We start from the raw sequence: 22,734 nt of genomic DNA on the forward strand, positions 1-22,734 counted from the left end.
ACCCCACGTCAACCCACACCCCTTGACGATACGGGCAGCTGCTCGGCGAGGCGCCCGGCGGCGTGCCGGATGATGCGCTCCAGGTCGGCGCAGTGCACGCTCGGGTTACGGAAGTGGCCGCTGCGAGGCGCATAGCGGTGCGCGTAGTTGCCGCCGCCGCAGACCCGGACGACCGGGCAGGTACGGCACACCTCGGCCAGTGCGTCGGGGCCGGCCCGCAGCACGGCGATGCGCGGGTGGCACAGTGCCTCGTCGAAGGAGTTCCGGAAGACGTCGAGGCCGGTGGCCGGCGCCCCGGGGAAGGCGGTCTTGAGCGAGTCGATCCGCTCGATGCTGCCGTCCGTCTCGACGACGACCGCGGTGACGGGTGACAGGCCCAGCGCGTCGGTCCGTGAGGAGCCGCCGAGCAGGGTCGTGACGACCTCGGTGAACAGCCGCACCCTCGGCCGGTCGGCAGCCGTGTCGTCCCACCACAGGTCGAAGGCGTCGGCCAGCCAGTCCCCGTACGGGGTGGGAGCCGGACGGTGGCGGCCGGGCAGACGGCTGCCCCAGTGCAGGTGCGGCAGGAGGAAGTCGAGCGAGGGCGGAGCCAGGGCGCGCAGCGAGGAGTAGACCTGGGCGGGGTCGGTGGCCGGGTCGACGGTGCACAGGACGCCCGCGTACGTGCCCGGCCGCCGCGCGGCCAGCAGACCGGCCGCGCGGCGGGCGGCGGGCCAGGAGGGCCGGCCCGCGTGGTCGACGCGACGCGCGTTGAGTGCGGCGGTACCGCCGTCCAGACTGAGTCCGACGTGGATGCCTGCATCGGCCAGGCGGTCGAGCACTTCCTCTGTGAGCAGCGTGCCGTTGGTCTGCACGCTGACCGTGACGGCGGTGTCCGCGGGAACGGCACGCCGCACGGCGTCGGCGTACGCGACGACCGGTTCGGGCCCGGAGAGCAGCGGCTCACCGCCGTGCAGGTCCACGCGGACGGCCCTCGGCCGGTGGCTGTGGACGTGTTCGGCGATGCGGTCGGCGGTCCGGCGCATGACGCGCTCGCCGACCTGGTGCGGGCGGTCCCGCCAGCTGCGGTCCGGGCTGCGGTAGACGTAGCAGTACGTGCAGTCGAGGTTGCACCGGCTGTGCACCTTGAGGACGAACTGGCGGAAGCCGTCGGACGTCATGGGCCCGCTCCCGCCCGGGGGCCGGGCGACGCGGGATCGGGCGAGTCGCCGTAGTAGGCGGCCGGCGGCTCCTGCGCCTGCTTCCGCTCGCGCATCTCGGCCAGTACGGCGGCGAGGACGGGATGACGTGCCTCGCCGGGGCCCAAGGGCTCGAAAACGGGCAGGGCTATGCCCCAGGGGCCGTCCGGATCCGTCATGCGCCGCCCCCGCCGTTCGCTTCCAGGGCGTTCAAAGCGTTGCGCGCCTCCTCCGCCTCCTCCCCGCCGCCCAGCCCGGCCTCCTGGTACAGCCGCAGCGCCGTGCGGTACTCCTCGGCGGCACGGGCAGGGGCGGAGGCGCGGCCCAGGGCTGCCCCGCGCTCGACGCGTACGCGGGCCTCCGGCTCCGAGAGCCCCTGGTCCCGGTACAGTTCGGCGGCCCGCAGCAGATGGTCGGCCACCGCCTCCCAGTCCGATCGCTGCGCGGTGTGCTCGGCGAGCCGTCCGGCGGCCCCGGCGCGCAGCCGCCAGGCCCGCGCGGCGAGCAGGTCGTCGTCGGCCTCGCGTGCCGCGGTGCCCAGTATCCAGTCGGCTTCGTGGAGGTCGGCCAGACCGCCCTGCACCAGGTTCCGGTGCAGCAGCGCGTCGCCCAGTTCCACTCGGTGGCGGGGCAGCTGCGGATCCTCCTCGGCGGACTCGTCGACGGCCATGCGCAGCACCCGCACGGCATCCGTCCACTCGCCGGCGACGCCGAGGGCCAGGCCCAGCCGGTGCAGCAACGGGGGGCGGCCCGGCTCGTCCAGGGGCAGCGCTCCGACGGCCTGCCACCAGGACCGGACGGCCGCCTCCAGGTCGCGTGCCTCATGGCTGAGGCCGTGGGCGGCCAGGTGGGCCTCACCGAGCCGGTCGAAGCACACGGATCGCAGTTCCTCGTGGTCACCCGCGTACTCCAGTGCCTGGTCGAGCAGGGTGATCACCCGACGGCGGGTGCCGAGGTCACGCTCCGCGTCGCGGGTCAGATCGAGGGCGCGGGCGGTGTCCAGACAGATCTGCGTCAGCTCCTGCGCCTCGGCGCCCTCGGCCGCGCGCCGGGGAAGCGCCTCCCGGAAGCCGACCTCCGCCAACTCGGCTGCACGGTGGGCGCGTTCGCGTCGCTCCGCGCCGGGTTCCCAGGGCGTCGCACCGCGCCCGGAGTCGTGCCGGGCCAGTGCGAGCAGTGCCCGGGCCTCGAAGAGGCGGGCGGCGGGCCCGTCGTCGCGCAGCCGGTGCTGGGTGGCCAGCCCCGCCGCCTGTTCGAACCGCTGGGCGGCCCACTCCTGCGGGGCCCCCTCCTCGGGGCTGAGGACCGCGGAACCGGCGCGGGCGGCCAGCGACGCTGCCTGGAGAGCCGTGGTGGCCCTCAGCCGGATGCCCCGCGTCAGCAGGGAGTCGTCGGCGCCCGGCGGAATCTCCTCCAGCAGCCGTCCCGCCCTGCGGTAGGCGAGCAGGGCCAGCCGCCGTGGGGGCGCGTCGGGTTCGCCGAGGTCCCGGCCGAGTCCTGCGGGAAGGGTCGCGGCGGCCGCGCCGGAGGTCTCCAGGTCGGCCGCGATGTGCAGCAGGATCCGCGCCTCCATGACGAGTTCGGCGGGGTCCGTCTTGCGGTGCCGGGGCAGGACCTCGTACGCCTCCCGGAGGTTGTCGGCTGCACCGGCCACACGCCAGCGCTCCAGCAGGGCGCCGGCGAGCCGGCTGCGCAGCGCACGCTGCTCCGACTGGCGGCGCTCCACCTCCAGTGCCCGCCGGAGCAGGCCGACGCCCTCGTCGAGGTCGCGTGCGGTGCCGTGGACGTCGTACCGGTGGAGGACCTCACGCGCGCGTGAGGCCAGTTCGGCGGGGCCCGCGCCGGGCGGGGCGGCGGGAACCCTCCCGTAGCGGGCGAGCACCTGTGCGGAGACTCTGGCGAAGGCGCGCAGCAGCCGGTCGTCGGCGCCGTCCTCGGCCGCCGGGCGCGAGGCCACCGCGCCGGAGAGGTAGGCGGCGGCCAGCGCCGGGAAGTTGCGCGCGGACCGGCCGTACCGCCGCTCGACGTAGTGCGAGCTGTGCTTGAGCACCAGGGTGGCCTCGACGCCCGGCAGATGGCGCAGGAGTTCCTCGCGCACCGTGTCGATGAACTCGTACCCCCCGTCCGCGACGGCGTCGCTGCGCCTCATCAGTCCGCCGAGGAGGACCTCCGCCATCGCCTCGGGTCCGGTGCCGGGGAGCATGGCCCGTTGCACGAGCTGCATCACTGGCAGGGCGAGGGGGACGGTGGCCAGGTACTCGGCGAGCTGCCGGGCGTCCTGCGAGGCCGTGCGCCGGAAGGCGCGGACCCGGTCGCGGGAGGTGATCCGGCGCTCGGCGAGCGGTGGCCCCGCGGTCGCGGGATGGTCCGGCCGTACCCAGGCCGCGGAGGTGACCAGGCGCTGGGAGGTGGCGTCGCACACGAGCCGGACCCAGTTGGCGAGGGAGGTGGGGCGCAGGGCGAGGACGGGCACCGGCAGGGCCCGCTCCGGGGGCGGTCCGGCCCGCTCCGACCGGAACTCCAGGCCGCCGGCCGGCCCCTCGCGGCGGCGGAGTTCGCCGGAGTAGGCGGGCAGATGCGTGCCGCGCCACATCCGCTGCGGCAGCGGCTGGACGACGGCGAGCGGCGCGCAGGAAGCCCAGTCCTGGAGCAGACGCTGCATCCTGCCGGCGCGCCACAGCGGTCCCGCGCAGTCGCTGAGCACCAGGGTCAGTCGGTGCCCGCTCGGGTCGCGCAGCAGGCCGGGGCCGTCCGAGGGCGAGGACGGGTCGGGCGAGGAGGCCACCCGCGCCTCGCCCCGGCCGTCTTCGTGGATGTAGTGGACGCGGATCTCCCGGAAGGCGCCGGCGCGTTCGCAGACCCGGTGCAGCTCGGTGAAGGTGTCCTGCCAGACCACGGTGGAGGAGGAGACGTCCATGACCAGTTGCAGCCGCGCGTCACGACGCTGTTCACGGGCGGGCACCGGGACGACCACGCCGGTGTCGGCCGCCCGCTGCGCCGTGGCCTCCTCGTCGAGCCCGGCGAAGACCGGTCCGCCGGGCGAACGGTATCGGTTGAGCGGACGTAACGCCCTTTGCAGGCCCAGTGGTTCGGGCAGTACCGCCGCCGCGGGCACCTGAATGGCCACCACCGTGTCCGTGCCCTGCGCGATGCCCTCGGTCGGGACGCCGTCGACCGCCGCCGTACGGCGCCGCGCGGACCGGTCGCGGGCGCGTACGGTCAGGGAGGCCTCGGGCGGTGTGGCGGCGGGACGTGTGGACCCGGACCCTGCCTCGGCGGACGGGCCGGTGGCATCGGTGCCGGGTGTTCCGGCGGTCGCCGTGGTACCGGGGAGGTGACGGGCGAGCCACAGCGCGTCCGCCAGTTCCTCGGCGTCCGGAGCCAGTCCCGCTTCACGCAGCCGCAGGGCGAGCAGCTCCAGCGCTTCGGCGACGGCCATGGCCGTTACCGCTGTCCCGAGTCGAGCGAGCCCATCAGCAGACGGGCCAGCTCCGTGCGGCCGGGACTGCCCGGCGGAGCCACCCGCTGGGTGAGGTAGATGGCGTTGAGCAACTGGTCGGTCGGGCGGCGCGCACCCGAGGCGTCCGTGGTGAACAGCTCGACGAGATCCCGGTGTTCGCGGTCCGCGCCCTCGCCGAAGTGGGCCTGGACCATGGCGGCGAGCCGGTCGCCTCGCGGGGGGTCGAGGTGCAGATGGATGCAACGCCGCAGCAGTGGCGCGGGGAACTCACGTTCTCCGTTGCTCGTCATGACGATCACCGGGAAGGCGTGACAACGGACGCGCCCCCCGGTGACGGGCACCCGCAGGCCGTCGTCGGTGAGGACGTCCACGGTGCCGTGGCGGTCGGCGATCCGTTCGAGTTCCGGGATGCCGAACTCGCCCTCCTCCATGACGTTGAGCAGGTCGTTCGGCAGGTCGATGTCACTCTTGTCCAGTTCGTCGACGAGCAGCACTCGGGGGCGCTTCATCGGGAGCAGGGCCGTTCCCAGCGGGCCGAGCCGGATGTAGCGGCCGATGGCCAGGTCGCCTCGTGCCGGGCCGGGCCCGTCCGGCTCCTCGGTCCCGGCTCGGTCCAGCTGCGCGTCCTGGAGACGGCCGATCGCGTCATAGGCGTACAGACCCGTCCTGAGCTCGGTGCGGCTGACGATGGGCCACTGCAGCACCCGGCCCAGCGCCAGCTCGTGGGCCACGGCGTGGGCCAGGGTGCTCTTGCCGGAGCCGGGCTCGCCGGTGACCAGGAGCGGGCGCCTCAGATAGAGCGCCGCGTTGATGAGCTCGATGGCCCGGGCGTCCTGGACGGGAAGCGGAGGCCGGCGGCCGAGCCGCCGGGAGGTGGCGCTGTCGATGGGGGGCACCGGGTACACGTCGTCCAGGGGTTCGCCGTCGAAGCGACGCCAGTGCGGGGGCCGCGGAAGTAAGCCGACCCGTTCCGCGGCAGGGTCGCCCGTGCCCCGATAGACCAGCCACTCGCTCATGCTTCGCTCCTCGTCGACGATCGATGGCACTGCACGTCCCGGCCGACGAGGGCGAGCGGCGCCCACAACGGGCCCCTGAAAACGTACCCGTCCGTCGGATACAGAAGGTCGATTTCCCGCCAGCCACTCACGGGCGTCGCCGGGTGTCCACGGTGGGTCATGGCGCGTCGAACACCCCTTCCTCCGCGGGCAGGGGGCGGCGCGGATCGTCGTACAGGACGGCGACCTCGGCGGCCCAGTGGGGCCCGTTCCCGGTGCTGACGTGCTCTCTGATACGGCGGACCCGGTCCGGCAGTTCAGCCGGGTCCGCCACCTGCACCAGGAACTCGGCGGTCGATCGGTGGAGGTCGTCGCAGCGGGGTCCGCACTCCTGTGCGGGATGTTCACCCAGGTGCCACAGCACGATCCCGTGCCCGGCGTCCAGGGCCAGGCGCATCGCCGTCCGGCCGGCTCCGGACCCGGCCCGCCTGCACTGGACGGGTATCGCTCCGGGGGCGAGGTCGGCGAAGTGGCGGGCTTGCAGCGGGCTGGCGTTGAAGACCGTGCTCCTCGGTGTCACCCGCCCCGACGCCAGCATGCTGCTCCAGCGCGTGTCCCAGGATTCGGCCGGAACTCCTCGGCGCTCGATGTCGCGAATGACCACAGGACGGCGCACACCCAGCAGTTGCTGGCGCGCCCGGTCCCACAGCGGCGCGGAGTCGTAGATCTGCCATGTGTGCACGGGGGTGTCGAAGTGCGAGAGCGACAGGGCGACCTCGAGAGGCGCCGGCAGGTCGGGACGGTCGACGGCCTCGAACGCCTTGGCGAGCGGTTCGTCGAGCACGGCCCGCAGACGACGCAGTTCGACGCCCGGCCCGGTGGTCTCCCCGTAACGGGGCACGTCGCTGTTCTCGCCCCCGTCGTCCACGCGCAACGTCCAGTAGAACCGGGACGGGTCGTCATCGAGCGGCTCCAGCTCCAGCAGGACCACACCGCGTTCCCCGGGGCCCGGGTAGCGCTGGACCGACCGCTGCCCGCCCGGCAGCAGCCCGGGAGGCAGGACGGCGTCCTCCACATTGGTCCGCACGGACGGTCTGACGCCGTCGAGCCGGTCCTGGATCCAGGCGCCGAGCGCCTCGACGGCGCCCCGGTCCTTCGGCTCCCGCGCCTCGAGATAGAGCTGGACGAGACGGAGATAGCGCAGAAAGACGAACGCCTCCTGCGACCGGTCCTCCTCGTACAGCTGTCCGTGGCCGTCGCGCCAGGAGACCGGCAGGTGCGGGCGTCCGGCCGGATCGTCGCCGCGCGCCCTGCGCACCAGCTGGGTGACGGTGTGGGGCGCGTCGGCGGGCTCGACCGCGGCCAGCAGGGCCAGCGCCTCCCTGCGGTCGGCGGGGCTCCACTGGTCGGGGTCGGCCTCACCCGGAGTCCCGGGCAGCTTCATCTGCCGGCCGACCCAGTTGTGCTGCACCTTGCGACGCGTCCGATGCCACCTGTCGTGCGCGGCGACGACGGTGTGGTACGCCGCGAAGCGCCGCATCAGCGACACGGCGATGGACAGCCCGCCGTCCCGGTCGCCCCGGCGGCACTTGATCAAGGCGACGACGGCGCCGGTCGCCGGGTCCAGCACCGGGCCGCCGGAGACGCCGTCGGGGAACTCGTTGCTGGGGCCGAGCCGCAGCCCGTAGGGGCCGTCGTGCGCATTGACCGCGGCGTCGCCGTTCCACGCCTGGGCCGCACCGTCGGGAAGGGGGCGGTAGCCGTACACGATCCGGTGGTGGCCGAGCGGATGGCCGGAACGGTCGCTGAGCCAGACGCACTCGTGCGCGACGGAGTCGTCGAGCAGCCGCACCAGGGCCATGTCCTGCTCCACGGCCAGATTGCTCCGCCCGTGGTCCTGCTCGCCCAGTGACCCCTTGTACAGACACTCCTGGAGCCGGGCGGCCACGGGGCGGCCGTCGTGCAGGCCCGGTCCGCGTACCCGGAACTCCTCCTCGCCCGCGTCCCCGATGCGGCCGAGCAGCACATGGGCACAGGTCAGGACCCAGCCCGGCGCGACCAGGAAGCCGCTGCCCCACATGTCCTCGTCGCCGGGGCGCGCGGAGTGGAAATGGACCGTGGCGTTCTCGATCAGGGATTCGAGGCGAGGATCGCGCCGCTCAGGCATCCGCGGACGGCTCTGCGGCGGCCGTGGCGGCGGCCCGGGTGCGGCGCTCGTCGAGCTTCCACACGAGGGAGACCTCCAGGGACGCCTTGGCCTCGCCGTCGGCGAGCACCGCGATGGCCTTGCCGGGCTTGGCGACGATCTCGACGCCGAAGGTGATGCTCGCCTCGTCCGGCTGCGCGGCCCGCGCGGCGTCCAGGACCGACTGTCCGACGCCCTGGATCAGCTCCCCCAGTTGCTCCAGTTTTGCCGCCGCGCTCCGCCCGACCCCGATGTCGAGGTCGTCGGAGCCATAGCCTCCGGAAGTCGTCGTTCCCGGCGCCGGGGTCACCCGCGCCAGCACGGTCTGGCCCCCCGGTAGCGTGATCTCGCGCAGCGTATCGACCATGGCTCCCCCGCCCTGTGCACGGCTCTGCCCGCCCTCCGCCGACCGTCGCCGGGGCGCGGACTGTTGAACTGCGAAAAGGCTAGCTGGCCGCACCGCTGCGGAGCGAGACCGCTATCCGGCCAAGTGGCGCATATTCTGAGGGCATGTACTTCACCGACCGCGGCATCGAAGAGCTGGAGAAGCGACGCGGCGAGGAGGAGATCACCTTCGAGTGGCTCGCCGAGCAGTTGCGGACGTTCGTCGACCTGAACCCGGACTTCGAGGTGCCGGTGGAGCGGCTGGCGACCTGGCTGGCACGGCTGGACGACGAGGACGACGAGTAGGCAGCACCCTCGGACGGGGCGCCCGCGGACGGGGCGCCCCGCCCTTGTGCGCGCTTCACCACCGGAACGGGTGTCTTGACTTCCCGCAGCCGCGATATATCGTGAATGGCGAAGACGCGATATGCCGCGTCCAGTCGAGCGTGTGGGACGCGTCGGGCGACCAGGCGGCCGCTCGTCACGCGGGCCCGCCCGCACCGGCCGAGGAGGTCAGCACCATGCCCGAGTGGTCCGTCGCAGAGCCGAGGAAGCTCACCTTCGACGCCCCCGTCACAGCGCTCCATGTGCGCATGGTCAACGGCACGGTGAACGTGGTGGGCACCGACGAGGGTTCCGCACGACTGGAGGTCTCACACGTCGAGGGCCCCGCCCTGACGGTGGCACAGGAGGGCGGCACCCTCACCGTGGCCTACGACGACCTGCCCTGGAAGGGCTTCCTCAAGTGGCTCGACCGCAAGAGCCGGCGGCGCAGCGCGGTGGTCTCCCTCGCCGTCCCGGCCTCAACCCGCGTGGAGGTCGGCGTGATCGGTGCCGACGCCCTGGTCTCGGGGATCGACGGCTGCGCCGACGTCAAGGGCGTCACGGGAGCGACGACCCTGGTCGGCCTGTCCGGCCCGGCCCGCGCCTCCACGGTGTCGGGCAGCGTGGAGGCCCAGCGCGTCACCGGCGTGCTGCGGCTCAACTCGGTCTCCGGCGACCTCACCGTCATCGAGGGCGCCTGCCCGTCCGTGAAGGCCGACTCCGTGAGCGGCTCGATCATCCTGGACCTCGGCCCCACGACCGGTGCCACCGACGCCTGCCTGACGAACGTCTCGGGCGAGATCGCCATCCGTCTCCCCCACCCGGCGGACGCCGAGGTGGAGGCGAACACGGCGAGCGGCGCCGTGTCCAACGCCTTCGACGACCTGCGCGTCACCGGGCAGTGGGGCGCGAAGAAGATCACGGGCCGCCTGGGCGGGGGCACCGGCCGGCTGAAGGCGACCACCGTCTCCGGCTCCATCGCCCTGCTGCGCCGCCCACCGGTTGCGGACGAGCCGTGGGACGAGCCGCCCGCCGACGCGTCCCCCGGCACGGGCTGTGACGGCACCGGCGTCCCGGCCGACCGTTCCCCGCACGGCACGACCGGCGGCCCCACCGAGCGGAAGGAGCTCTGACATGCCTCCCGTCTTCGCCCATGGACGCCTGCGGCTGTACCTGTTGAAGCTCCTCGACGAGGCACCACGCCACGGATACGAGGTGATCCGGCTGCTGGAGGAGCGCTTCCAGGGGCTGTACGCACCGTCCGCCGGCACCGTCTACCCCCGGCTCGCCAAGCTGGAGGCCGAGGGCCTGGTCACGCACACCACCGAGGGCGGCCGCAAGGTGTACGCGATCACGGACGCGGGCCGTGGTGAACTGGCCGACCGCAGTGGTGAACTGGCCGACCTGGAACTGGAGATCCGCGAGTCGGTCGCCGAGCTGGCCGCCGAGATCCAGGCCGACGTTCGGGGAGCAGCGGGTGACCTGCGCCGCGAGATGCGGGCCGCGGCCTCCGAGGCCCGCCGGGGCACCAAGGAGCACGAGGGTGATCGCGGGACGTACGACGACCAGGCCGAGAACGAGGCGTGGCGCGCTGCCCGGGAGGAGATGCGCCGCGCCAGGCAGGAGTGGAAGGAACAGGCCCGACGCGCCAAGGACGAGAGCCGGCGGGCCCGTGAGGAGGCCCAGCGGGCACGCCGCCAGGCCAAGGAGGCGCAGGAGCGAGCGCGGACCCAGGCACAGGAGGAGCTGCAGCGCATGGCACGACGGGTCCAGGAGCAGGTGCAGGACCACTTCGCACGGGGCGACTGGCCGACGGGCGTACGGGAGGGCCTGGCCGAACTGGCCAAGGAGTTCGGCGAGTTCGGCAAGGACTTCGGCTTCGGGCGCCCGGCGGCGGGTGCGCCCAGGGCGGCGGAGCAGCCCGAGTACTCGACGACCCCCGAGGACTTCCCCGGTGCGTACGAGCCTGCCTGGGCGCACGAGGACTTCCCGGGCGACCCGGCCCGCGCCCTCGACCGGCTCCTGGACCGCTTCCGTGACGACATCCGCGACGCGGCCCGGGACCACGGGGTGACGGAGGAGCAGGTGCGCGACGCCCGTCGGCACCTGTCGACGGCGGCGGCGCACATCGGGGCGACGCTGCGGTCACGGAAGGGGTAGGCGCTCTCCACGACCGGCCGAGCGTCAACGGCGGCAGGCTCACCCGGCCTTCGCCCGGCCACCACCGCCCCACAGCAGGCGCTCCACGGCCACGTAGGTCGCTCCATGGTCGGCGAGGACCTCGGAGGGGACGCCGGGGCGGGCGGTCAGAGCGAGGAGCAGGTGCTCGTCGCCGATGCGCCGGTCACCGTGCGCCACGGCGGCGCGCAGGGACCGGGTCAGTACGTCCTTGGCGCCACGGGTGAACGGGCGGCGTCCCGACCGCCGCACCGTCCCTGCACGGGTCGCGGCGAGCGCGCCCTGTCCGTGGGCCTCCTCGACCCGGGAGACGATCTCGGTGAGGTCGATGCCGAGCCCGGCGAGAGCGTCCGCGTCGGCGCGGGTGAGCCCGCCGCGGCGACGGGCCTCGGCAAGGTCCCGTTCGACCGCGTCACGTCGCCCGGTCAGCCCGAGCGCCGCCAGGGCGAACGCGGCGCGGCCGCCCTGCCTCTCGAGAAGTGCGAGCACCAGGTGGGCATCGTCGACGCGTCGCTCACCGGCGCGTTCGCAGTGCGCGACGGCGCCGGTGACCACCGCACGGGCATCCTGGGTGAACCGCTCGAACATCACTGCCTCCCGTACTTCTTGTGCACTGCCTGCCGGCTGACGCCCAGTTCCGCGGCGATCTCCTGCCACGACCAGCCCTGGTTGCGCGCGCTGCGCACCTGCACCGCCTCCAGCTGCTCCAGCAGCCTGCGCAGCGCTGCGACGGCTCGCAGTCCGACTCGCGGATCGCGGTCGCCTGCGCGTTCGGCGAGATCCGTTGCTTCGGTCATGATGTCAACTTACGTTGACACATGGAGTTTGTCAACCATGGTTGACATGCAGGTTCACGGAAACGCCCATGGCGGGCCCGGAACGCCTTCCGGGCCCGCCATGGGCGGTGGAGCGAGGGATCGTCAGCCGGCGGTGAGCACGATCTTCCCGAACTGGTCTCCGGCTTCCAGGCGTTCGAAGCCCTCGCGGGCCCGCTCCAGCGGGAGCACCTCGTCGATGACGGGGCGCACGCCGGTGGCGGCGCAGAAGGAGAGCAGGTCCTCCAGTTCGTCCTTGGAACCCATGGTGGAGCCGACGACCTTCAGCTCGAGGAAGAAGATGCGGGTGAGTTCGGCGTGCGAGGGACGGTCACCGCTGGTGGCCCCCGAGATGACGAGGGTGCCACCGGGCCGCAGGGACTTGACGGAATGGGACCAGGTGGCGGCACCGACGGTCTCGATGACGGCGTCCACACGCTGTGGCAGCCGGGCCCCGGACTCCAGGGCCTCCACGGCGCCCAGTTCCACGGCCCGCTTGCGCTTGGCCTCGTCCCGACTGGTGGCGAAGACCCTGAGGCCGGCCGCCTTGCCGAGCACGATCGCGGCGGTCGCGACACCGCCGCCCGCACCCTGGACGAGGACGGAGTCACCCGGGCGCACTCCGGCGTTGGTGAACAGCATGCGGTAGGCCGTCAGCCAGGCGGTGGGGAGGCAGGCGGCCTCCTCGAAGGAGAGTTCCTTCGGCTTGGGGAGGAGGTTCCAGGTGGGAACGCAGACCTGTTCGGCGAAGGTGCCCTGGTAGCGCTCGGTGAGGATGGAGCGGGGCTCGTCGGGGCCGACGCCGTGGCCGGTCTGGCCGATGACGGAGTGGAGGACGACCTCGTTGCCGTCCTCGTCGACGCCGGCCGCGTCGCAGCCGAGGATCATGGGGAGCTTGTCCTCGGAGAGCCCGACGCCCCTGAGGGACCAGAGGTCGTGGTGGTTGAGGGAGGCGGCCCTGACGTTCACGGTCGTCCAGCCGGGTCGTGATGCGGGGGCGGGACGCTCTCCCAGCTCAAGGCCGGAGAGAGGGTTGTCGCGGTCGATGCGGGCGGCGTAGGCAGCGAACATGACCTTGAGGTTAGGCTCCGCCCCTGGAGGAGGGAACCGAGGCGGACTGTGACGCGTGTCCCGCCAGGCGCGGACCTACGCCACTGCGACGGCCGTGCCCGCACGGAGGGCAATCACAGGCAGCCGCGCGCGGCCGCGGTAGCCCTGCGCAGCCGCGGTCAACCGCACGCAACCCCGGGCAGCCGCACGCAGCCGAGGGCGGTCGCAGCAGCCGAGGCGGGTAGTCGGACGCCGGCGAGGCGGCAGCCGCACGCACCCCCGGGGCCGCACGCAGCCGAGGCGGGCAGCCGCACGTACCCGCGGGTAGCCGTACACCGCTGCGAGCAGCCGCACGCAACCCCGGGCAGCCCCGTACGCAGCTGCGGGCCAGTCGTGCCGCTGGGGCGGCACGGGTGGGCGCGGCGGCACGACTGCCGACACCGGGAAGCACCACCCGCCCCGGCCCGCGCAGGCGCCGGGCGCCCGGCAGGCACCGGGCGAGAAGCCGCGCTTCACCCTGCCCGGACGGGCGGGCGGGGCGCAACCCCGCCCGCCCCGCGCACCGTTACCGCCGAGCGACACCTTCGGCCCGCGCCGCAGCAGCCACCGCCGCCGTGACCGCCGGCGCCACCCGCTCGTCGAACGGCGACGGGATCACATAGTCGGCAGCGAGGTCGTCCCCGACGACCCCCGCCAGCGCCTCCGCCGCCGCGATCTTCATGCCCTCCGTGATACGGGACGCCCGCACCTGGAGGGCTCCGGCGAAGATGCCGGGGAACGCCAGCACGTTGTTGATCTGGTTCGGGAAGTCGGAGCGGCCCGTCGCCACCACGGACGCGTACTTGTGCGCGACATCCGGATGCACCTCCGGGTTCGGGTTGGCCATCGCGAAGACGAAGGCACCCTTGGCCATCGACGCCACCGCGTCCTCCGACACGGTGCCGCCGGAGACCCCGATGAAGACGTCGGCGCCCTCCAGGGCGTGCTCAAGAGAGCCCGAAAGCCCCGCCTTGTTGGTGAACGCGGCGAGCTCCCGCTTCACCGGCGTCAGATCGTCCCGCTCCCGCGAGACGACTCCCTTGCGGTCGGCGACCGCGACATCGCCGATCCCCGCCTCGACCAGCATCTTCGCGATGGCGAAGCCCGCTGCGCCGGCGCCCGAGATGACGGCGCGCAGATCGCCGAGCCCCTTGCCGGTCAGCCGCGCCGCGTTCCGCAGGGCGGCCAGTGTCACCACGGCCGTACCGTGCTGGTCGTCGTGGAAGACCGGGATGTCCAGCCGCTCCTGGAGCCTGCGCTCGATCTCGAAGCACCGCGGCGCCGAGATGTCCTCCAGGTTGACGCCCCCGAAGGAGGGCGCGAGCCGGGCCACGGTGTCGATGATCTCGTCCACGTCCGTGCAGTCCAACGCGATCGGCACCGCGTCCACACCGCCGAACTGCTTGAACAGGATCGCCTTGCCCTCCATCACCGGGAGGGAGGCCTCGGGGCCGATGTCCCCGAGGCCCAGCACCGCCGTGCCGTCGGTCACCACGGCGACGACCGAGGACTTCCATGTGTAGTCGTGGACCAGCTCCGGCTGCTCCGCGATGGCCGTGCACACCCGGGCGACGCCGGGCGTGTACGCGAGGGACAGGTCGTCCTTGTCGCGGACCGGCACGGTGGCCTGCACGGCCATCTTGCCGCCGCGGTGCAGCGCGAACGCCGGATCGAAGGAATCGTGGGGCTCGGCCCCGCCGTCCTGATCCGAATTGCTGGCGCTGCGCGAGTTGACGATCTCCGCTGCCACTGTCTCGTACCCCTTAGATCTGCATGGTTTGAGGGTGACCACTCCTGGTTGAGGGGTGGGCGGGCACCGCGTACGACCCGTGTGACTGGTGCGTGAGGGCGCATACGCGACGGGCGCGCCGCACACGCGCCCTGAGCCCCGGATGAGGGGTGTAACGCACCTTCTTACCCGACGGATGGTGTCCGGGACGAGTCCATAACGCGAAGGTCACACGCCGGTGAGATGGCTCATGACCGAAAATGTGCACACGTCCACGGAGCGTCCTCACACGGTCACGTGTGCGGGCGTGAGACCGGCCGCATGGTGAGATGCACCGAAGATCTTCCGGCCGGAAGGAATGATTCCCGCACAAGGTGCGGCCGAAATCGGCCGTCCGAGGCGGTTCGGGGGTCACCCGTTATCCGATTTTGACATAGCGAGTCACCTGAATGCCGCCGTCCGGCTGGCAAGATGCCTCAATCACACGAGGTCGCGACACCCGAAGGTGTGTGCACGTCGACCCCGTCGGCACAACCCATTCCGCCGGAGGAACCCACCATGACCGCACGCTCCACCCGTCGTACGACCGCCACGCGCTCCCGAACAGCCGCGGTCGGCGCCATTGCGGTCGCGGGCACCCTGGTGCTGGCCGGCTGCGGCGACCACACGGACAAGGGCAGCACCGGCAACAGCGGCGGCTCGTCCGTGGCCTCGGCGCCGCTCGCCGCCAAGCTCCCCAAGGACATCCGCGACGCGGGCGTCATCAAGGTCGGCTCCGACATCTCCTACGCTCCGGTCGAGTTCATGCAGGGCGGCAAGGCCGTCGGCATCGACCCGGACATCGCGGACGCCCTCGGCAAGCAGCTGGGCGTGAAGCTCGACTTCCAGAACGGCAAGTTCGACCAGCTCATCGTGGGACTGCAGGCCAAGCGGTTCAACATGATCATGTCCGCGATGAGCGACACCAAGGACCGCCAGAACGGCATCGACTCCGACACCGGCAAGAAGGTCGGCAACGGCGTCGACTTCGTCGACTACTTCACCGCCGGCACCTCGATCCTCGTCCAGAAGGGCAACCCGAAGGGCATCAAGTCGCTGGACGACCTGTGCGGCAAGGTGGTGGCCCTGCAGAAGGGCACCACGTCCGAGGGCGTCGCCAAGGCGCAGAGCACCAAGTGCACGAAGGACGGCAAGAAGGCCATCACCCTGCAGACCTTCGACACCGACCCCGAGGCGCTGCTCCGCCTCAAGCAGGGCGCGTCCGTCGCGGACCTGAACGACTTCCCGGTCGCGGCCTACAACGCCAAGACCTCGGGCGGCGGCAAGGACTTCGAGGTCGTCGGGGACCAGATCGAGGCCGGTCCGTACGGCATCGCGGTCAGCAAGGAGAGCACCCAGCTCCGCGACGCCCTGCAGGCGGCCATGACCGCGATCATCAAGAGCGGCGACTACCAGAAGATCCTGCAGAAGTGGAACGTCACGGACGGCGCGGTGACCGAGGCGAAGATCAACGGCGGCTCCTGAGCCTCACGCAAGACTGAAGGGCAGTCACCGTGACTGACACTGTCGACAAGACTCCGGCGCCGACGGTGCCGCCGGAGCAGATCAAGGCCATACCGGTGCGCCACTACGGCCGCTGGGTGGCCGGCGTCCTGGTCGTCGCCCTTGTGGTGCTGATCGGAATCGCGTTCTCCAACGCGAAGATCAACTACAGCGTGATCCCGGACTACCTCACGGACGGAACAATCCTGTCCGGCGCCTGGCACACGCTGTACATCTCGGTGCTCGCCATGGTGCTCGGCCTCGCCCTGGGCATCGTCCTGGCGGTGATGCGGATGTCGTCGAACCCGGTCACCAGCACGGTGTCCTGGTTCTACATCTGGTTCTTCCGGGGCACTCCCGTCCTGGTCCAGCTGCTCCTCTGGTACAACATCGCGCTCGTGTTCCCCATCCTCAACCTGGGGTTCTACAAGGACGAGATGAACCAGGTGATGACGCCGTTCCTGACGGCTCTGCTGGGCCTCGGACTGAACGAGGCCGCGTACATGGCGGAGATCGTGCGCGCGGGCATCCAGTCGGTGGACGAGGGACAGACCGAGGCGTCCCACGCGCTGGGCATGACCCAGGGCCAGACGCTGCGGCGCGTGATCCTCCCGCAGGCGATGCGCGTGATCGTGCCGCCGACCGGCAACGAGTTCATCAACATGCTGAAGACCTCGTCGCTGGCCTACGCGGTCCAGTTCAACGAGCTCATCAAGCGGTCCACGGACATCTCCAGCACCTCGCTCGCGGTCGTGGAGATGTACTTCGTGGCATCGATCTGGTACCTGGTCCTCACCACGATCTTCAGCATCTTCCAGTACTACATCGAACGCCGTTACGCCCGAGGTTCGACGCGCAACCTGCCGCCGACCCCGCTGCAGCGGCTGACGAAGAACCTCCGTCTGTTCGGCTCGTTCCGTCGCCCGGAGGTGGCCCGATGAGCAGTCTCGGCAAGGGCGTGGGCAAGAGCACCAGTGGTGGCCCGATGGTCAAGGCCGAGGGCGTGCACAAGTCCTTCGGTCTCGCGCACATCCTCAAGGGCATCGACCTGGAGGTGAACCCGCGGGAGGTGTTCTGCCTCATCGGCCCCTCCGGCTCGGGCAAGTCCACCTTCCTGCGGTGCATCAACCACCTGGAGAAGATCAGCGCCGGACGGCTGTACGTCGACGGCGATCTGGTCGGCTACCGGCAGAAGGGCGACAAGCTCCACGAGCTGAAGGAGAAGGAGGTCGCGGCGCAGCGACGGGACATCGGCATGGTGTTCCAGCGCTTCAACCTCTTCCCGCACATGACGGCGCTGGAGAACGTCATGGAGGCGCCGGTCCAGGTCAAGCGCGAGAGCAAGGCCGCCGCCCGGGAGCGGGCCCAGCGGCTCCTGGACCGGGTGGGCCTCGGTGACCGTACCGGCCACTACCCCGCCCAGCTCTCCGGCGGCCAGCAGCAGCGCGTCGCCATCGCCCGCGCGCTGGCGATGGAACCCAAGCTGATGCTCTTCGACGAGCCGACCTCGGCCCTCGACCCGGAACTGGTCGGCGAGGTGCTGGACGTCATGCGTGACCTCGCGGAGGACGGCATGACGATGATCGTCGTCACGCACGAGATGGGCTTCGCGCGGGAGGTGGGCGACTCGCTCGTCTTCATGGACGACGGCGTGGTGGTCGAGGCCGGCCATCCGCGCGAGGTCCTGACGAACCCTCAGCACGAACGGACGAAGTCCTTCTTGTCGAAGGTCCTCTGACGGTCACGGCGGAGAGGGCGGTACGGGCTTCCCGTACCGCCCTCTGCTCTTTCTCCTCCGGGCTCTACTTGAGGGCCAGCAGCAGGGTGTCCGACGGTGAGCACCACACCGGGCGGGCCTCGGCGAAGCCCTTCTCGCGCAGTACGCGCGCGTGCCAGGCGGCGGAGGGCATGTCGCCGTCGGCGTGGACGCCGTAGATCTCGAAGCGGCGGGCGGTCGGCGCGGCCAGGACGGGGTCCTTGGCGGCCAGCGCCCACCACTCCGCCCAGTCGAGGGCGCCGCCGCGCATGGCCTGATCCATACGGGCGTGCCGCTGGGCGCTTTCGGCGGCGTTGATCCGGGGCGTGGTGTCGTCGATCATGTGGTCGGCGTTCATGAAGACGCCGCCGTAGCGGACGAGTTCCGCGATCCGGCCGTAGAGGGCCTCGAGAGGCTCGTCGCGCAGCCAGTGGAGGGCCGTGGCGGTGAGGACGGCGTCATACGCGTCGTACGGCAGGCGCGCCGGCCAGTCGGGGTCCTTGAGGTCGGCCTCGACGAACGTGACGCGGTCGTCGCCGTCGAACGTGCCGCGCGCGATGGTGAGCAGGGCCGGGTCGAGGTCGACGCCGGTGCTGGTGGCCTTCGGGAAGCGCGCGAGGAGCCGGGCGGTGATGCTGCCGGTGCCACACGCGAGGTCGAGCACACGGGGTTCGGTGCCCACGAACGCCTCCACCATCTCGAGCATGATCCGGAACCGTTCCTCGCGGTCGGGCATGTACCACTCCTGCTGGCGGTCCCAGCTCTCCTGCCACGACCCCCAGTCGGTGCCCGTCGTGGTTCCGGTCGTCGTGTCCATCGGAAGCCCCCTTCTCCACACCATCGCGTAATACCCTGGACGCGGAGTCATCTGTTACCCAACGCACCCACGACGATAGAGCCCCTTCGTAAGGACTACAAGTGCAACTTGCCTATTACTCGGACTATGCCGTACGTCTCGTGAACAGCGAGGAACCGGCCCGGGGCAAGGACTCGCTCACCTCGGTGGAGGCCGTGCGCGGCCTCTTCGGCGGCAACCAGTCGGCTGCCCGCCGCGCCACCGACGCCGATGTGACCCGCTTCCGCTCGGTCCGGGCTCGGCTGCGCACGGTCTTCGAGGCGGCCGACCGGGGCGACGAGACGCTCGCCGTGGACCTGCTGAACTCCCTGCTCCTGGAATTCCCGGTGAGCCCGCAGATCTCCGGGCACGACCACCGGGACGTCGACGACCGGCCCCTGTGGCACATGCACCTCGCGGACCACCCCTCGAACGCGACGGCGGGCTACGCGGCCATCGCCGCGATGGGGCTCGCCTTCCACCTCACCGAGTACGGCGTGGACCGCCTGGGTCTGTGCGAGGCGGCCCCCTGCCGCAACGCCTACCTCGACACCTCCACGAACCGCTCCCGGCGCTACTGCTCGGACCGCTGCGCGACACGCGCGAACGTGGCCGCCTACCGGGCCCGCAAGCGCCTGGAGGCGGACCGGCCGGGAAGCACGGGCCGGGCCGCGGAGAGCGCCCAGCGCAGCAGCGCGAAGGGCGAGCGCCGACCGTCCCGGAGCGGACGGTAACGGAACCACACCTTCCCGAGGACGAGCTCCTCGGGAACGGCGCCGTAGTCGGTGCTGTCCCCACCCGCGTACGGATTGTCGCCGAGCACCCACCAGCCGCCCTCGCGCCGTTCCACGGCACGCTTGACGACCAGCAGGTCCTGCTGGAAGGGGTGGCGCAGGACGATGACGTCACCGGACCGCACCCGGGCCCCGTACTGCAGGAGCAACCGGTCCCCGTGCTGGAGGGTGGGCACCATGGACGGTCCTGTGACCTCCGCCACCCCCAGCGGCAGCAGGGCCCGTGTGCGCTCGGTCTCCTGTGACAGCTCCGGCATCGTCCGGCACCTCCCCGATCCGTTCCTCCACCAGTCCCAGTCTCACCCTGGACTTTTGGCGTAAGCCCATGGGGGCACTCGCCAAAACCGGTCCCCTACGGAGTAATGTCCCACCTGAGATGACGATCACGAGGAAGGACGGCTTCATGCTCTCCCGCCTGTTTGCCCCGAAGGTCAAGGTCAGCGCCCACTGCGACCTTCCCTGCGGTGTCTACGACCCGGCCCAGGCCCGCATCGAGGCGGAGTCGGTGAAGGCCATCCAGGAGAAGATGGCCGCCAACGACGACCCGCACTTCCAGGCGCGCGCCACCACCATCAAGGAGCAGCGTGCCGAGCTGGCCAAGCACCACGTGTCGGTGCTGTGGAGCGACTACTTCAAGGCCCCGCACTTCGAGAAGTACCCCGAGCTGCACCAGCTGGTCAACGACGCCCTGAAGGCCCTGTCGGCCGCCAAGGGTTCGACGGACCCGGCGACGGGCCAGAAGGCGCTGGACTACATCGCCCAGATCGACAAGATCTTCTGGGAGACCAAGAAGGCTTGACCAGGTCTTTCGCCAAGGGCGACCGGCGAGTGGTGCACCCTCGCGGGTCCGCCGCCCACCCGACGGGGCCCGGCCGGAGCAACCGGCCGGGCCCCGTCGTGCTGTCGCCGGTCCACCGCGAAACGGCTCATCCCCCGTTCTTCCCTGGCTCGGCCCACAGGCCCGAGTGGCCCTCCCGCAGGGGGCCGCCCACGAGGTCGAGGACCTCGTACGCGATCGCGGTCAGGGGGACGGGGTCGGCGTGTTCGGCGAGCCTGAGGTGGGCCTGCGGGAGGGCGCCGCCGAGGACCGGGTCGGCGGCGGTCAGACGGCGCGGGAGCCACTTGCCGTTGCCCCACCAGGCATGGCGGTGGTCCGTCAGCAGGAGGGACGCGGACGTCAGCACCCGGTCCGCGATGACCAGTTGCTCGTGGCGGTCGTGGACGTCGGCCAGGTCGTCCAGCGGGTCGGTGAGTCCGTAGCGGGCGTCGTCGCGCTCCTTGCGCGTCAGTGGGTCGGGGCCCGCCGCCGGCTGGGCGCGTGCCTCGGTGCGGAGCGCCGCCGCGTGCCCGTGGGGGTCGTGGACCGCGACCGACTCGGCGTAGAGGAACAACATGGTCCCCCGGCGGCTCGCCCGGTCCGCGGCGAAGACCTCCTCGAGGTCGGCACGGGTGTGGGCGAACACCTCGGTCACCCGCCCTTCGTGACGGAGTGTCTCCCGACGGCTGACGTCCCCGTCCGGAAGCAGCAGGACGACGTCCAGATCGCTCGTGGCGGTCGCCCGTCCCCGCGCCGTGGAACCACCGAGCACGGCGGAGAGGGCACCCGGACAACGGCTGTCGACGAGTCGGCGGGCCTGATCGAGGGCCGTGGCGAGGACGGGCCGGCGGGTTCGGGGCCATGCGGACATCGTGGCACCGGCCGGGGCCCGACGGGCGGGCGTTGTACGGCGGCCTCCCGCGAGGGCCCTTTGTCGGTGGCCCGTGCGATGCTGACGGTGTGGGAGTGGAGGACCTGGTCCGGCTGCGGCGGGCGCGCGACCGGATGGACCGCGAGTATGCCGAGCCGCTGGACATACCGGCGTTGGCACGGACAGCACTGATGTCGCCCGGGCACTTCCAGCGCAGCTTCCGCGAGGCGTACGGGGAGACGCCGTACAGCTACCTCATGACCCGCCGTATCGAGCGGGCCAAGGCGCTGCTGCGGCGCGGCGACCTGACCGTGACGGAGGTCTGCATCGCCGTGGGCTGCACCTCGCTGGGGTCCTTCAGTTCACGCTTCACGGAACTGGTCGGCGAGACGCCGAGCGCCTACCGGGCACGGTCGCACGAGCAGGGGGCCGCGATACCGCCGTGCGTGGCGAAGGGGCTGACCCGGCCGCGCCGGGGACGGCCGGGCGACACACGCACAGATCCCCGGGAGCAGCTCTAGCCTGGCCTCATGGACCTGAAACTCGCCCAGTGCTTCATCGCCGTCGACGATCACGACAAGGCGCTCGCCTTCTACCGGGACGTCCTCGGCCTGGAGGTGCACAACGACGTCGGCTTCGAGGGGATGCGCTGGGTGACGGTCGGCTCACCGCTCCAGCCGGACGTGGAGATCGTGCTGGAACCCCCCGCGGCGAACCCCGACGCCTCCCCCGCCGACCGCCGGACGATGGCGGAGCTGCTCGCCAAGGGCATCCTGCGCGGCGTCATCTTCTCCACCGAGGACTGCGACGCCCTCTTCGCCCGGGTCCAGGCGTCCGGTGCGGAGGTGCTGCAGGAGCCCATGGACCAGCCGTACGGCGTACGGGACTGCGCCTTCCGCGACCCGGCGGGCAACCTGCTGCGCTTCATGGAACGCCGAGCCCGATGAGCGAACCGATCCGCTGGACGTACGCCTTCGTCGACCGGCCCGAACGGGAACTGGGTCGGGCCTGCGACTTCTGGACCGCCGTCACGGACACCAAGCTGTCCGCATCCCGGGGCGAGAACGGCGAGTTCCTGACGCTGCTCCCCGGTTCGGGCGACGCCTGCGTGAAGGCGCAGGCCGTACGCGCAGGCGGCGGCGCCCATCTCGACCTCGCGGTGCAGGACGTGCCCGCGCTCGTGGCGGCGGCGCGTCGGCTCGGCGCGGACGTCGTCGCCGACCACCCCGGCTGGACCGTACTGCGCTCCCCCGGCGGGGTGCTGTTCTGCGCGGTGTCCTGGCACGGCGAGTCCGGTCGGCCGCCCGTGGTCGGGGGCCCCGACGGCGCGGCCTGCCGGCTCGACCAGGTGTGCCTCGACCTCCCCCCGTCCGTGTTCGACGCCGAGGTCGCCTTCTGGAGCGAGCTCACCGGCTGGGAGTCGCGCCCCGCTTCGCTGCCGGAGTTCCACGTGGTGGCACCGCCCGCCGACCTGCCGGTCCGCGTCCTGCTGCAACGTCTCGGCACCGACCGCCCCGCCGCGGCCCACCTGGACCTGGCATGCGCGGACATCACCGCGACCCGGGCCCGGCACGAGCGCCTCGGCGCCACGCACGTCGCCGACGGCACCCACTGGACCGTGATGCGCGACCCGGCGGGCGGCACCTACTGCCTGACGGGACGCGACCCCTGGACGGGCGGCCTGCCGGGCTAGTGCTGTGGCCGGAAAGGTTTGCCGGAAAGCTCGCGGCGTCCGGTGCGGTGCATCGCAAGGCGGAGCATCGCCCGCGTACTGGATGTACG

The 22,734-nt window shown here is 71.9% G+C and carries 24 protein-coding genes; 11 read left to right on the top strand and 13 right to left on the bottom strand.

Annotated features, from left to right (window positions below):
* Positions 1–8: 8 nt before the first annotated feature.
* The 6 genes from AC5WS8_RS19035 to AC5WS8_RS19060 all read right to left on the bottom strand — a co-directional run bounded on the left by AC5WS8_RS19035 (position 9) and on the right by AC5WS8_RS19060 (position 8,185).
* Positions 9–1,160, bottom strand: a complete 1,152-nt coding sequence (locus AC5WS8_RS19035) for an FxsB family cyclophane-forming radical SAM/SPASM peptide maturase (RefSeq protein WP_496104606.1) — start codon at positions 1,158–1,160, stop codon at positions 9–11.
* Positions 1,157–1,357, bottom strand: a complete 201-nt coding sequence (locus tag AC5WS8_RS19040) for a hypothetical protein (protein ID WP_496104607.1) — start codon at positions 1,355–1,357, stop codon at positions 1,157–1,159. The genes AC5WS8_RS19035 and AC5WS8_RS19040 overlap by 4 nt, the downstream gene beginning before the upstream one ends.
* Positions 1,354–4,617 carry an SAV_2336 N-terminal domain-related protein gene (locus tag AC5WS8_RS19045; protein ID WP_496104608.1) on the bottom strand — a complete coding sequence of 1,088 codons (3,264 nt, stop codon included), beginning with the start codon at positions 4,615–4,617 and terminating at the stop codon, positions 1,354–1,356. The genes AC5WS8_RS19040 and AC5WS8_RS19045 overlap by 4 nt, the downstream gene beginning before the upstream one ends.
* 5 nt (positions 4,618–4,622) lie before the next feature.
* A complete protein-coding gene (locus AC5WS8_RS19050) occupies positions 4,623–5,654 on the bottom strand; it encodes an AAA family ATPase (RefSeq protein WP_496104609.1) in 1,032 nt (343 codons plus the stop codon).
* A 157-nt stretch (positions 5,655–5,811) separates the two neighbouring features.
* Positions 5,812–7,800: a VMAP-C domain-containing protein gene (locus AC5WS8_RS19055; RefSeq protein ID WP_496104610.1), complete on the bottom strand. Its 1,989-nt coding sequence runs from the start codon at positions 7,798–7,800 to the stop codon at positions 5,812–5,814.
* Positions 7,793–8,185: a CU044_2847 family protein gene (locus AC5WS8_RS19060; RefSeq protein ID WP_496104611.1), complete on the bottom strand. Its 393-nt coding sequence runs from the start codon at positions 8,183–8,185 to the stop codon at positions 7,793–7,795. The genes AC5WS8_RS19055 and AC5WS8_RS19060 overlap by 8 nt, the downstream gene beginning before the upstream one ends.
* Positions 8,186–8,328: 143 nt before the next feature.
* Here AC5WS8_RS19060 and AC5WS8_RS19065 point away from each other — a divergent pair, with 143 nt between their 5' ends.
* The 3 genes from AC5WS8_RS19065 to AC5WS8_RS19075 all read left to right on the top strand — a co-directional run bounded on the left by AC5WS8_RS19065 (position 8,329) and on the right by AC5WS8_RS19075 (position 10,686).
* Positions 8,329–8,508, top strand: a complete 180-nt coding sequence (locus AC5WS8_RS19065; protein WP_028420339.1) for a DUF6104 family protein — start codon at positions 8,329–8,331, stop codon at positions 8,506–8,508.
* A gap of 215 nt (positions 8,509–8,723) precedes the next feature.
* Positions 8,724–9,659 (top strand): DUF4097 family beta strand repeat-containing protein, encoded by a 936-nt coding sequence (locus AC5WS8_RS19070; protein ID WP_496104612.1) that lies wholly within the window; start codon positions 8,724–8,726, stop codon positions 9,657–9,659.
* Between the two features lies 1 nt (position 9,660).
* Positions 9,661–10,686, top strand: coding sequence for a PadR family transcriptional regulator (locus tag AC5WS8_RS19075; protein WP_496104613.1), 1,026 nt, complete (start codon positions 9,661–9,663; stop codon positions 10,684–10,686).
* 39 nt (positions 10,687–10,725) lie between these two features.
* Here AC5WS8_RS19075 and AC5WS8_RS19080 read toward each other — a convergent pair whose 3' ends face one another.
* The 4 genes from AC5WS8_RS19080 to AC5WS8_RS19095 form a co-directional block, all read right to left on the bottom strand.
* On the bottom strand, positions 10,726–11,292 hold the full coding sequence (locus AC5WS8_RS19080) for a Clp protease N-terminal domain-containing protein (RefSeq protein WP_496104614.1): 567 nt from the start codon (positions 11,290–11,292) through the stop codon (positions 10,726–10,728).
* Positions 11,292–11,501: a helix-turn-helix domain-containing protein gene (locus tag AC5WS8_RS19085; protein ID WP_018571396.1), complete on the bottom strand. Its 210-nt coding sequence runs from the start codon at positions 11,499–11,501 to the stop codon at positions 11,292–11,294. Before AC5WS8_RS19085 ends, AC5WS8_RS19080 begins: the two co-directional genes overlap by 1 nt.
* Positions 11,502–11,624: 123 nt before the next feature.
* Positions 11,625–12,590 (bottom strand): zinc-binding dehydrogenase, encoded by a 966-nt coding sequence (locus AC5WS8_RS19090; protein WP_496104615.1) that lies wholly within the window; start codon positions 12,588–12,590, stop codon positions 11,625–11,627.
* A 544-nt stretch (positions 12,591–13,134) separates the two neighbouring features.
* A complete protein-coding gene (locus AC5WS8_RS19095) occupies positions 13,135–14,358 on the bottom strand; it encodes an NAD(P)-dependent malic enzyme (protein ID WP_496104616.1) in 1,224 nt (407 codons plus the stop codon).
* 537 nt (positions 14,359–14,895) lie between these two features.
* Here AC5WS8_RS19095 and AC5WS8_RS19100 point away from each other — a divergent pair.
* From AC5WS8_RS19100 to AC5WS8_RS19110, 3 genes are read left to right on the top strand one after another with little or no spacing between them, the layout of a single operon-like run.
* Positions 14,896–15,861, top strand: coding sequence for an ABC transporter substrate-binding protein (locus AC5WS8_RS19100; RefSeq protein WP_496104617.1), 966 nt, complete (start codon positions 14,896–14,898; stop codon positions 15,859–15,861).
* Positions 15,862–15,890: 29 nt separating this feature from the next.
* The gene (locus tag AC5WS8_RS19105) at positions 15,891–16,820 is read left to right on the top strand and encodes an amino acid ABC transporter permease (protein WP_496104618.1); all 930 of its coding nucleotides are present in this window, start codon (positions 15,891–15,893) and stop codon (positions 16,818–16,820) included.
* The gene (locus AC5WS8_RS19110) at positions 16,817–17,617 is read left to right on the top strand and encodes an amino acid ABC transporter ATP-binding protein (RefSeq protein ID WP_496104619.1); all 801 of its coding nucleotides are present in this window, start codon (positions 16,817–16,819) and stop codon (positions 17,615–17,617) included. Before AC5WS8_RS19105 ends, AC5WS8_RS19110 begins: the two co-directional genes overlap by 4 nt.
* 64 nt (positions 17,618–17,681) lie before the next feature.
* Here AC5WS8_RS19110 and AC5WS8_RS19115 read toward each other — a convergent pair whose 3' ends face one another.
* Positions 17,682–18,452, bottom strand: coding sequence for a class I SAM-dependent methyltransferase (locus AC5WS8_RS19115; RefSeq protein ID WP_496104620.1), 771 nt, complete (start codon positions 18,450–18,452; stop codon positions 17,682–17,684).
* Positions 18,453–18,553: 101 nt separating this feature from the next.
* On the opposite strand from AC5WS8_RS19115, the gene AC5WS8_RS19120 reads away from it, so the two are divergent.
* On the top strand, positions 18,554–19,204 hold the full coding sequence (locus tag AC5WS8_RS19120) for a CGNR zinc finger domain-containing protein (protein WP_496104621.1): 651 nt from the start codon (positions 18,554–18,556) through the stop codon (positions 19,202–19,204).
* On the opposite strand, the gene sodX is transcribed toward AC5WS8_RS19120, so the two are convergent.
* Positions 19,087–19,521 carry a nickel-type superoxide dismutase maturation protease gene (gene sodX, locus AC5WS8_RS19125; protein WP_496104622.1) on the bottom strand — a complete coding sequence of 145 codons (435 nt, stop codon included), beginning with the start codon at positions 19,519–19,521 and terminating at the stop codon, positions 19,087–19,089. The two genes, AC5WS8_RS19120 and sodX, sit on opposite strands and share 118 nt — an antisense overlap.
* 146 nt (positions 19,522–19,667) lie before the next feature.
* Here sodX and sodN point away from each other — a divergent pair, with 146 nt between their 5' ends.
* Complete coding sequence (gene sodN, locus AC5WS8_RS19130; RefSeq protein WP_496104784.1) at positions 19,668–20,063, top strand: superoxide dismutase, Ni; 396 nt, start codon at positions 19,668–19,670, stop codon at positions 20,061–20,063.
* Between the two features lie 127 nt (positions 20,064–20,190).
* Here sodN and AC5WS8_RS19135 read toward each other — a convergent pair whose 3' ends face one another.
* Positions 20,191–20,952 carry a nucleotidyltransferase domain-containing protein gene (locus tag AC5WS8_RS19135; RefSeq protein WP_496104623.1) on the bottom strand — a complete coding sequence of 254 codons (762 nt, stop codon included), beginning with the start codon at positions 20,950–20,952 and terminating at the stop codon, positions 20,191–20,193.
* A gap of 89 nt (positions 20,953–21,041) precedes the next feature.
* Here AC5WS8_RS19135 and AC5WS8_RS19140 point away from each other — a divergent pair, with 89 nt between their 5' ends.
* Genes AC5WS8_RS19140 through AC5WS8_RS19150 form a run of 3 tightly spaced genes read left to right on the top strand, consistent with a single transcriptional unit; the run spans position 21,042 to position 22,645 of the window.
* Positions 21,042–21,473: a helix-turn-helix transcriptional regulator gene (locus AC5WS8_RS19140; RefSeq protein WP_496104624.1), complete on the top strand. Its 432-nt coding sequence runs from the start codon at positions 21,042–21,044 to the stop codon at positions 21,471–21,473.
* 9 nt (positions 21,474–21,482) lie between these two features.
* Positions 21,483–21,899, top strand: coding sequence for a VOC family protein (locus AC5WS8_RS19145; protein ID WP_496104625.1), 417 nt, complete (start codon positions 21,483–21,485; stop codon positions 21,897–21,899).
* The gene (locus AC5WS8_RS19150) at positions 21,896–22,645 is read left to right on the top strand and encodes a VOC family protein (RefSeq protein ID WP_496104626.1); all 750 of its coding nucleotides are present in this window, start codon (positions 21,896–21,898) and stop codon (positions 22,643–22,645) included. The genes AC5WS8_RS19145 and AC5WS8_RS19150 overlap by 4 nt, the downstream gene beginning before the upstream one ends.
* The last annotated feature ends 89 nt before the right edge of the window (positions 22,646–22,734 follow it).

Source organism: Streptomyces sp. PTL18 (assembly GCF_059510295.1).

Bases quoted from the DNA above. Each gene is read 5' to 3' on its own strand.
- AC5WS8_RS19050 (WP_496104609.1), bottom strand. From the start codon at position 5,654: ATGAGCGAGTGGCTGGTCTATCGGGGCACGGGCGACCCTGCCGCGGAA.
- AC5WS8_RS19075 (WP_496104613.1), top strand. From the start codon at position 9,661: ATGCCTCCCGTCTTCGCCCATGGACGCCTGCGGCTGTACCTGTTGAAG.
- AC5WS8_RS19035 (WP_496104606.1), bottom strand. From the start codon at position 1,160: ATGACGTCCGACGGCTTCCGCCAGTTCGTCCTCAAGGTGCACAGCCGG.
- AC5WS8_RS19110 (WP_496104619.1), top strand. From the start codon at position 16,817: ATGAGCAGTCTCGGCAAGGGCGTGGGCAAGAGCACCAGTGGTGGCCCG.
- AC5WS8_RS19060 (WP_496104611.1), bottom strand. From the start codon at position 8,185: ATGGTCGATACGCTGCGCGAGATCACGCTACCGGGGGGCCAGACCGTG.
- AC5WS8_RS19085 (WP_018571396.1), bottom strand. From the start codon at position 11,501: ATGACCGAAGCAACGGATCTCGCCGAACGCGCAGGCGACCGCGATCCG.
- AC5WS8_RS19065 (WP_028420339.1), top strand. From the start codon at position 8,329: ATGTACTTCACCGACCGCGGCATCGAAGAGCTGGAGAAGCGACGCGGC.
- AC5WS8_RS19080 (WP_496104614.1), bottom strand. From the start codon at position 11,292: ATGTTCGAGCGGTTCACCCAGGATGCCCGTGCGGTGGTCACCGGCGCC.
- AC5WS8_RS19040 (WP_496104607.1), bottom strand. From the start codon at position 1,357: ATGACGGATCCGGACGGCCCCTGGGGCATAGCCCTGCCCGTTTTCGAG.
- AC5WS8_RS19115 (WP_496104620.1), bottom strand. From the start codon at position 18,452: ATGGACACGACGACCGGAACCACGACGGGCACCGACTGGGGGTCGTGG.
- AC5WS8_RS19100 (WP_496104617.1), top strand. From the start codon at position 14,896: ATGACCGCACGCTCCACCCGTCGTACGACCGCCACGCGCTCCCGAACA.
- AC5WS8_RS19150 (WP_496104626.1), top strand. From the start codon at position 21,896: ATGAGCGAACCGATCCGCTGGACGTACGCCTTCGTCGACCGGCCCGAA.
- AC5WS8_RS19090 (WP_496104615.1), bottom strand. From the start codon at position 12,590: ATGTTCGCTGCCTACGCCGCCCGCATCGACCGCGACAACCCTCTCTCC.
- sodX (WP_496104622.1), bottom strand. From the start codon at position 19,521: ATGCCGGAGCTGTCACAGGAGACCGAGCGCACACGGGCCCTGCTGCCG.
- sodN (WP_496104784.1), top strand. From the start codon at position 19,668: ATGCTCTCCCGCCTGTTTGCCCCGAAGGTCAAGGTCAGCGCCCACTGC.
- AC5WS8_RS19145 (WP_496104625.1), top strand. From the start codon at position 21,483: ATGGACCTGAAACTCGCCCAGTGCTTCATCGCCGTCGACGATCACGAC.
- AC5WS8_RS19135 (WP_496104623.1), bottom strand. From the start codon at position 20,952: ATGTCCGCATGGCCCCGAACCCGCCGGCCCGTCCTCGCCACGGCCCTC.
- AC5WS8_RS19045 (WP_496104608.1), bottom strand. From the start codon at position 4,617: ATGGCCGTCGCCGAAGCGCTGGAGCTGCTCGCCCTGCGGCTGCGTGAA.
- AC5WS8_RS19055 (WP_496104610.1), bottom strand. From the start codon at position 7,800: ATGCCTGAGCGGCGCGATCCTCGCCTCGAATCCCTGATCGAGAACGCC.
- AC5WS8_RS19070 (WP_496104612.1), top strand. From the start codon at position 8,724: ATGCCCGAGTGGTCCGTCGCAGAGCCGAGGAAGCTCACCTTCGACGCC.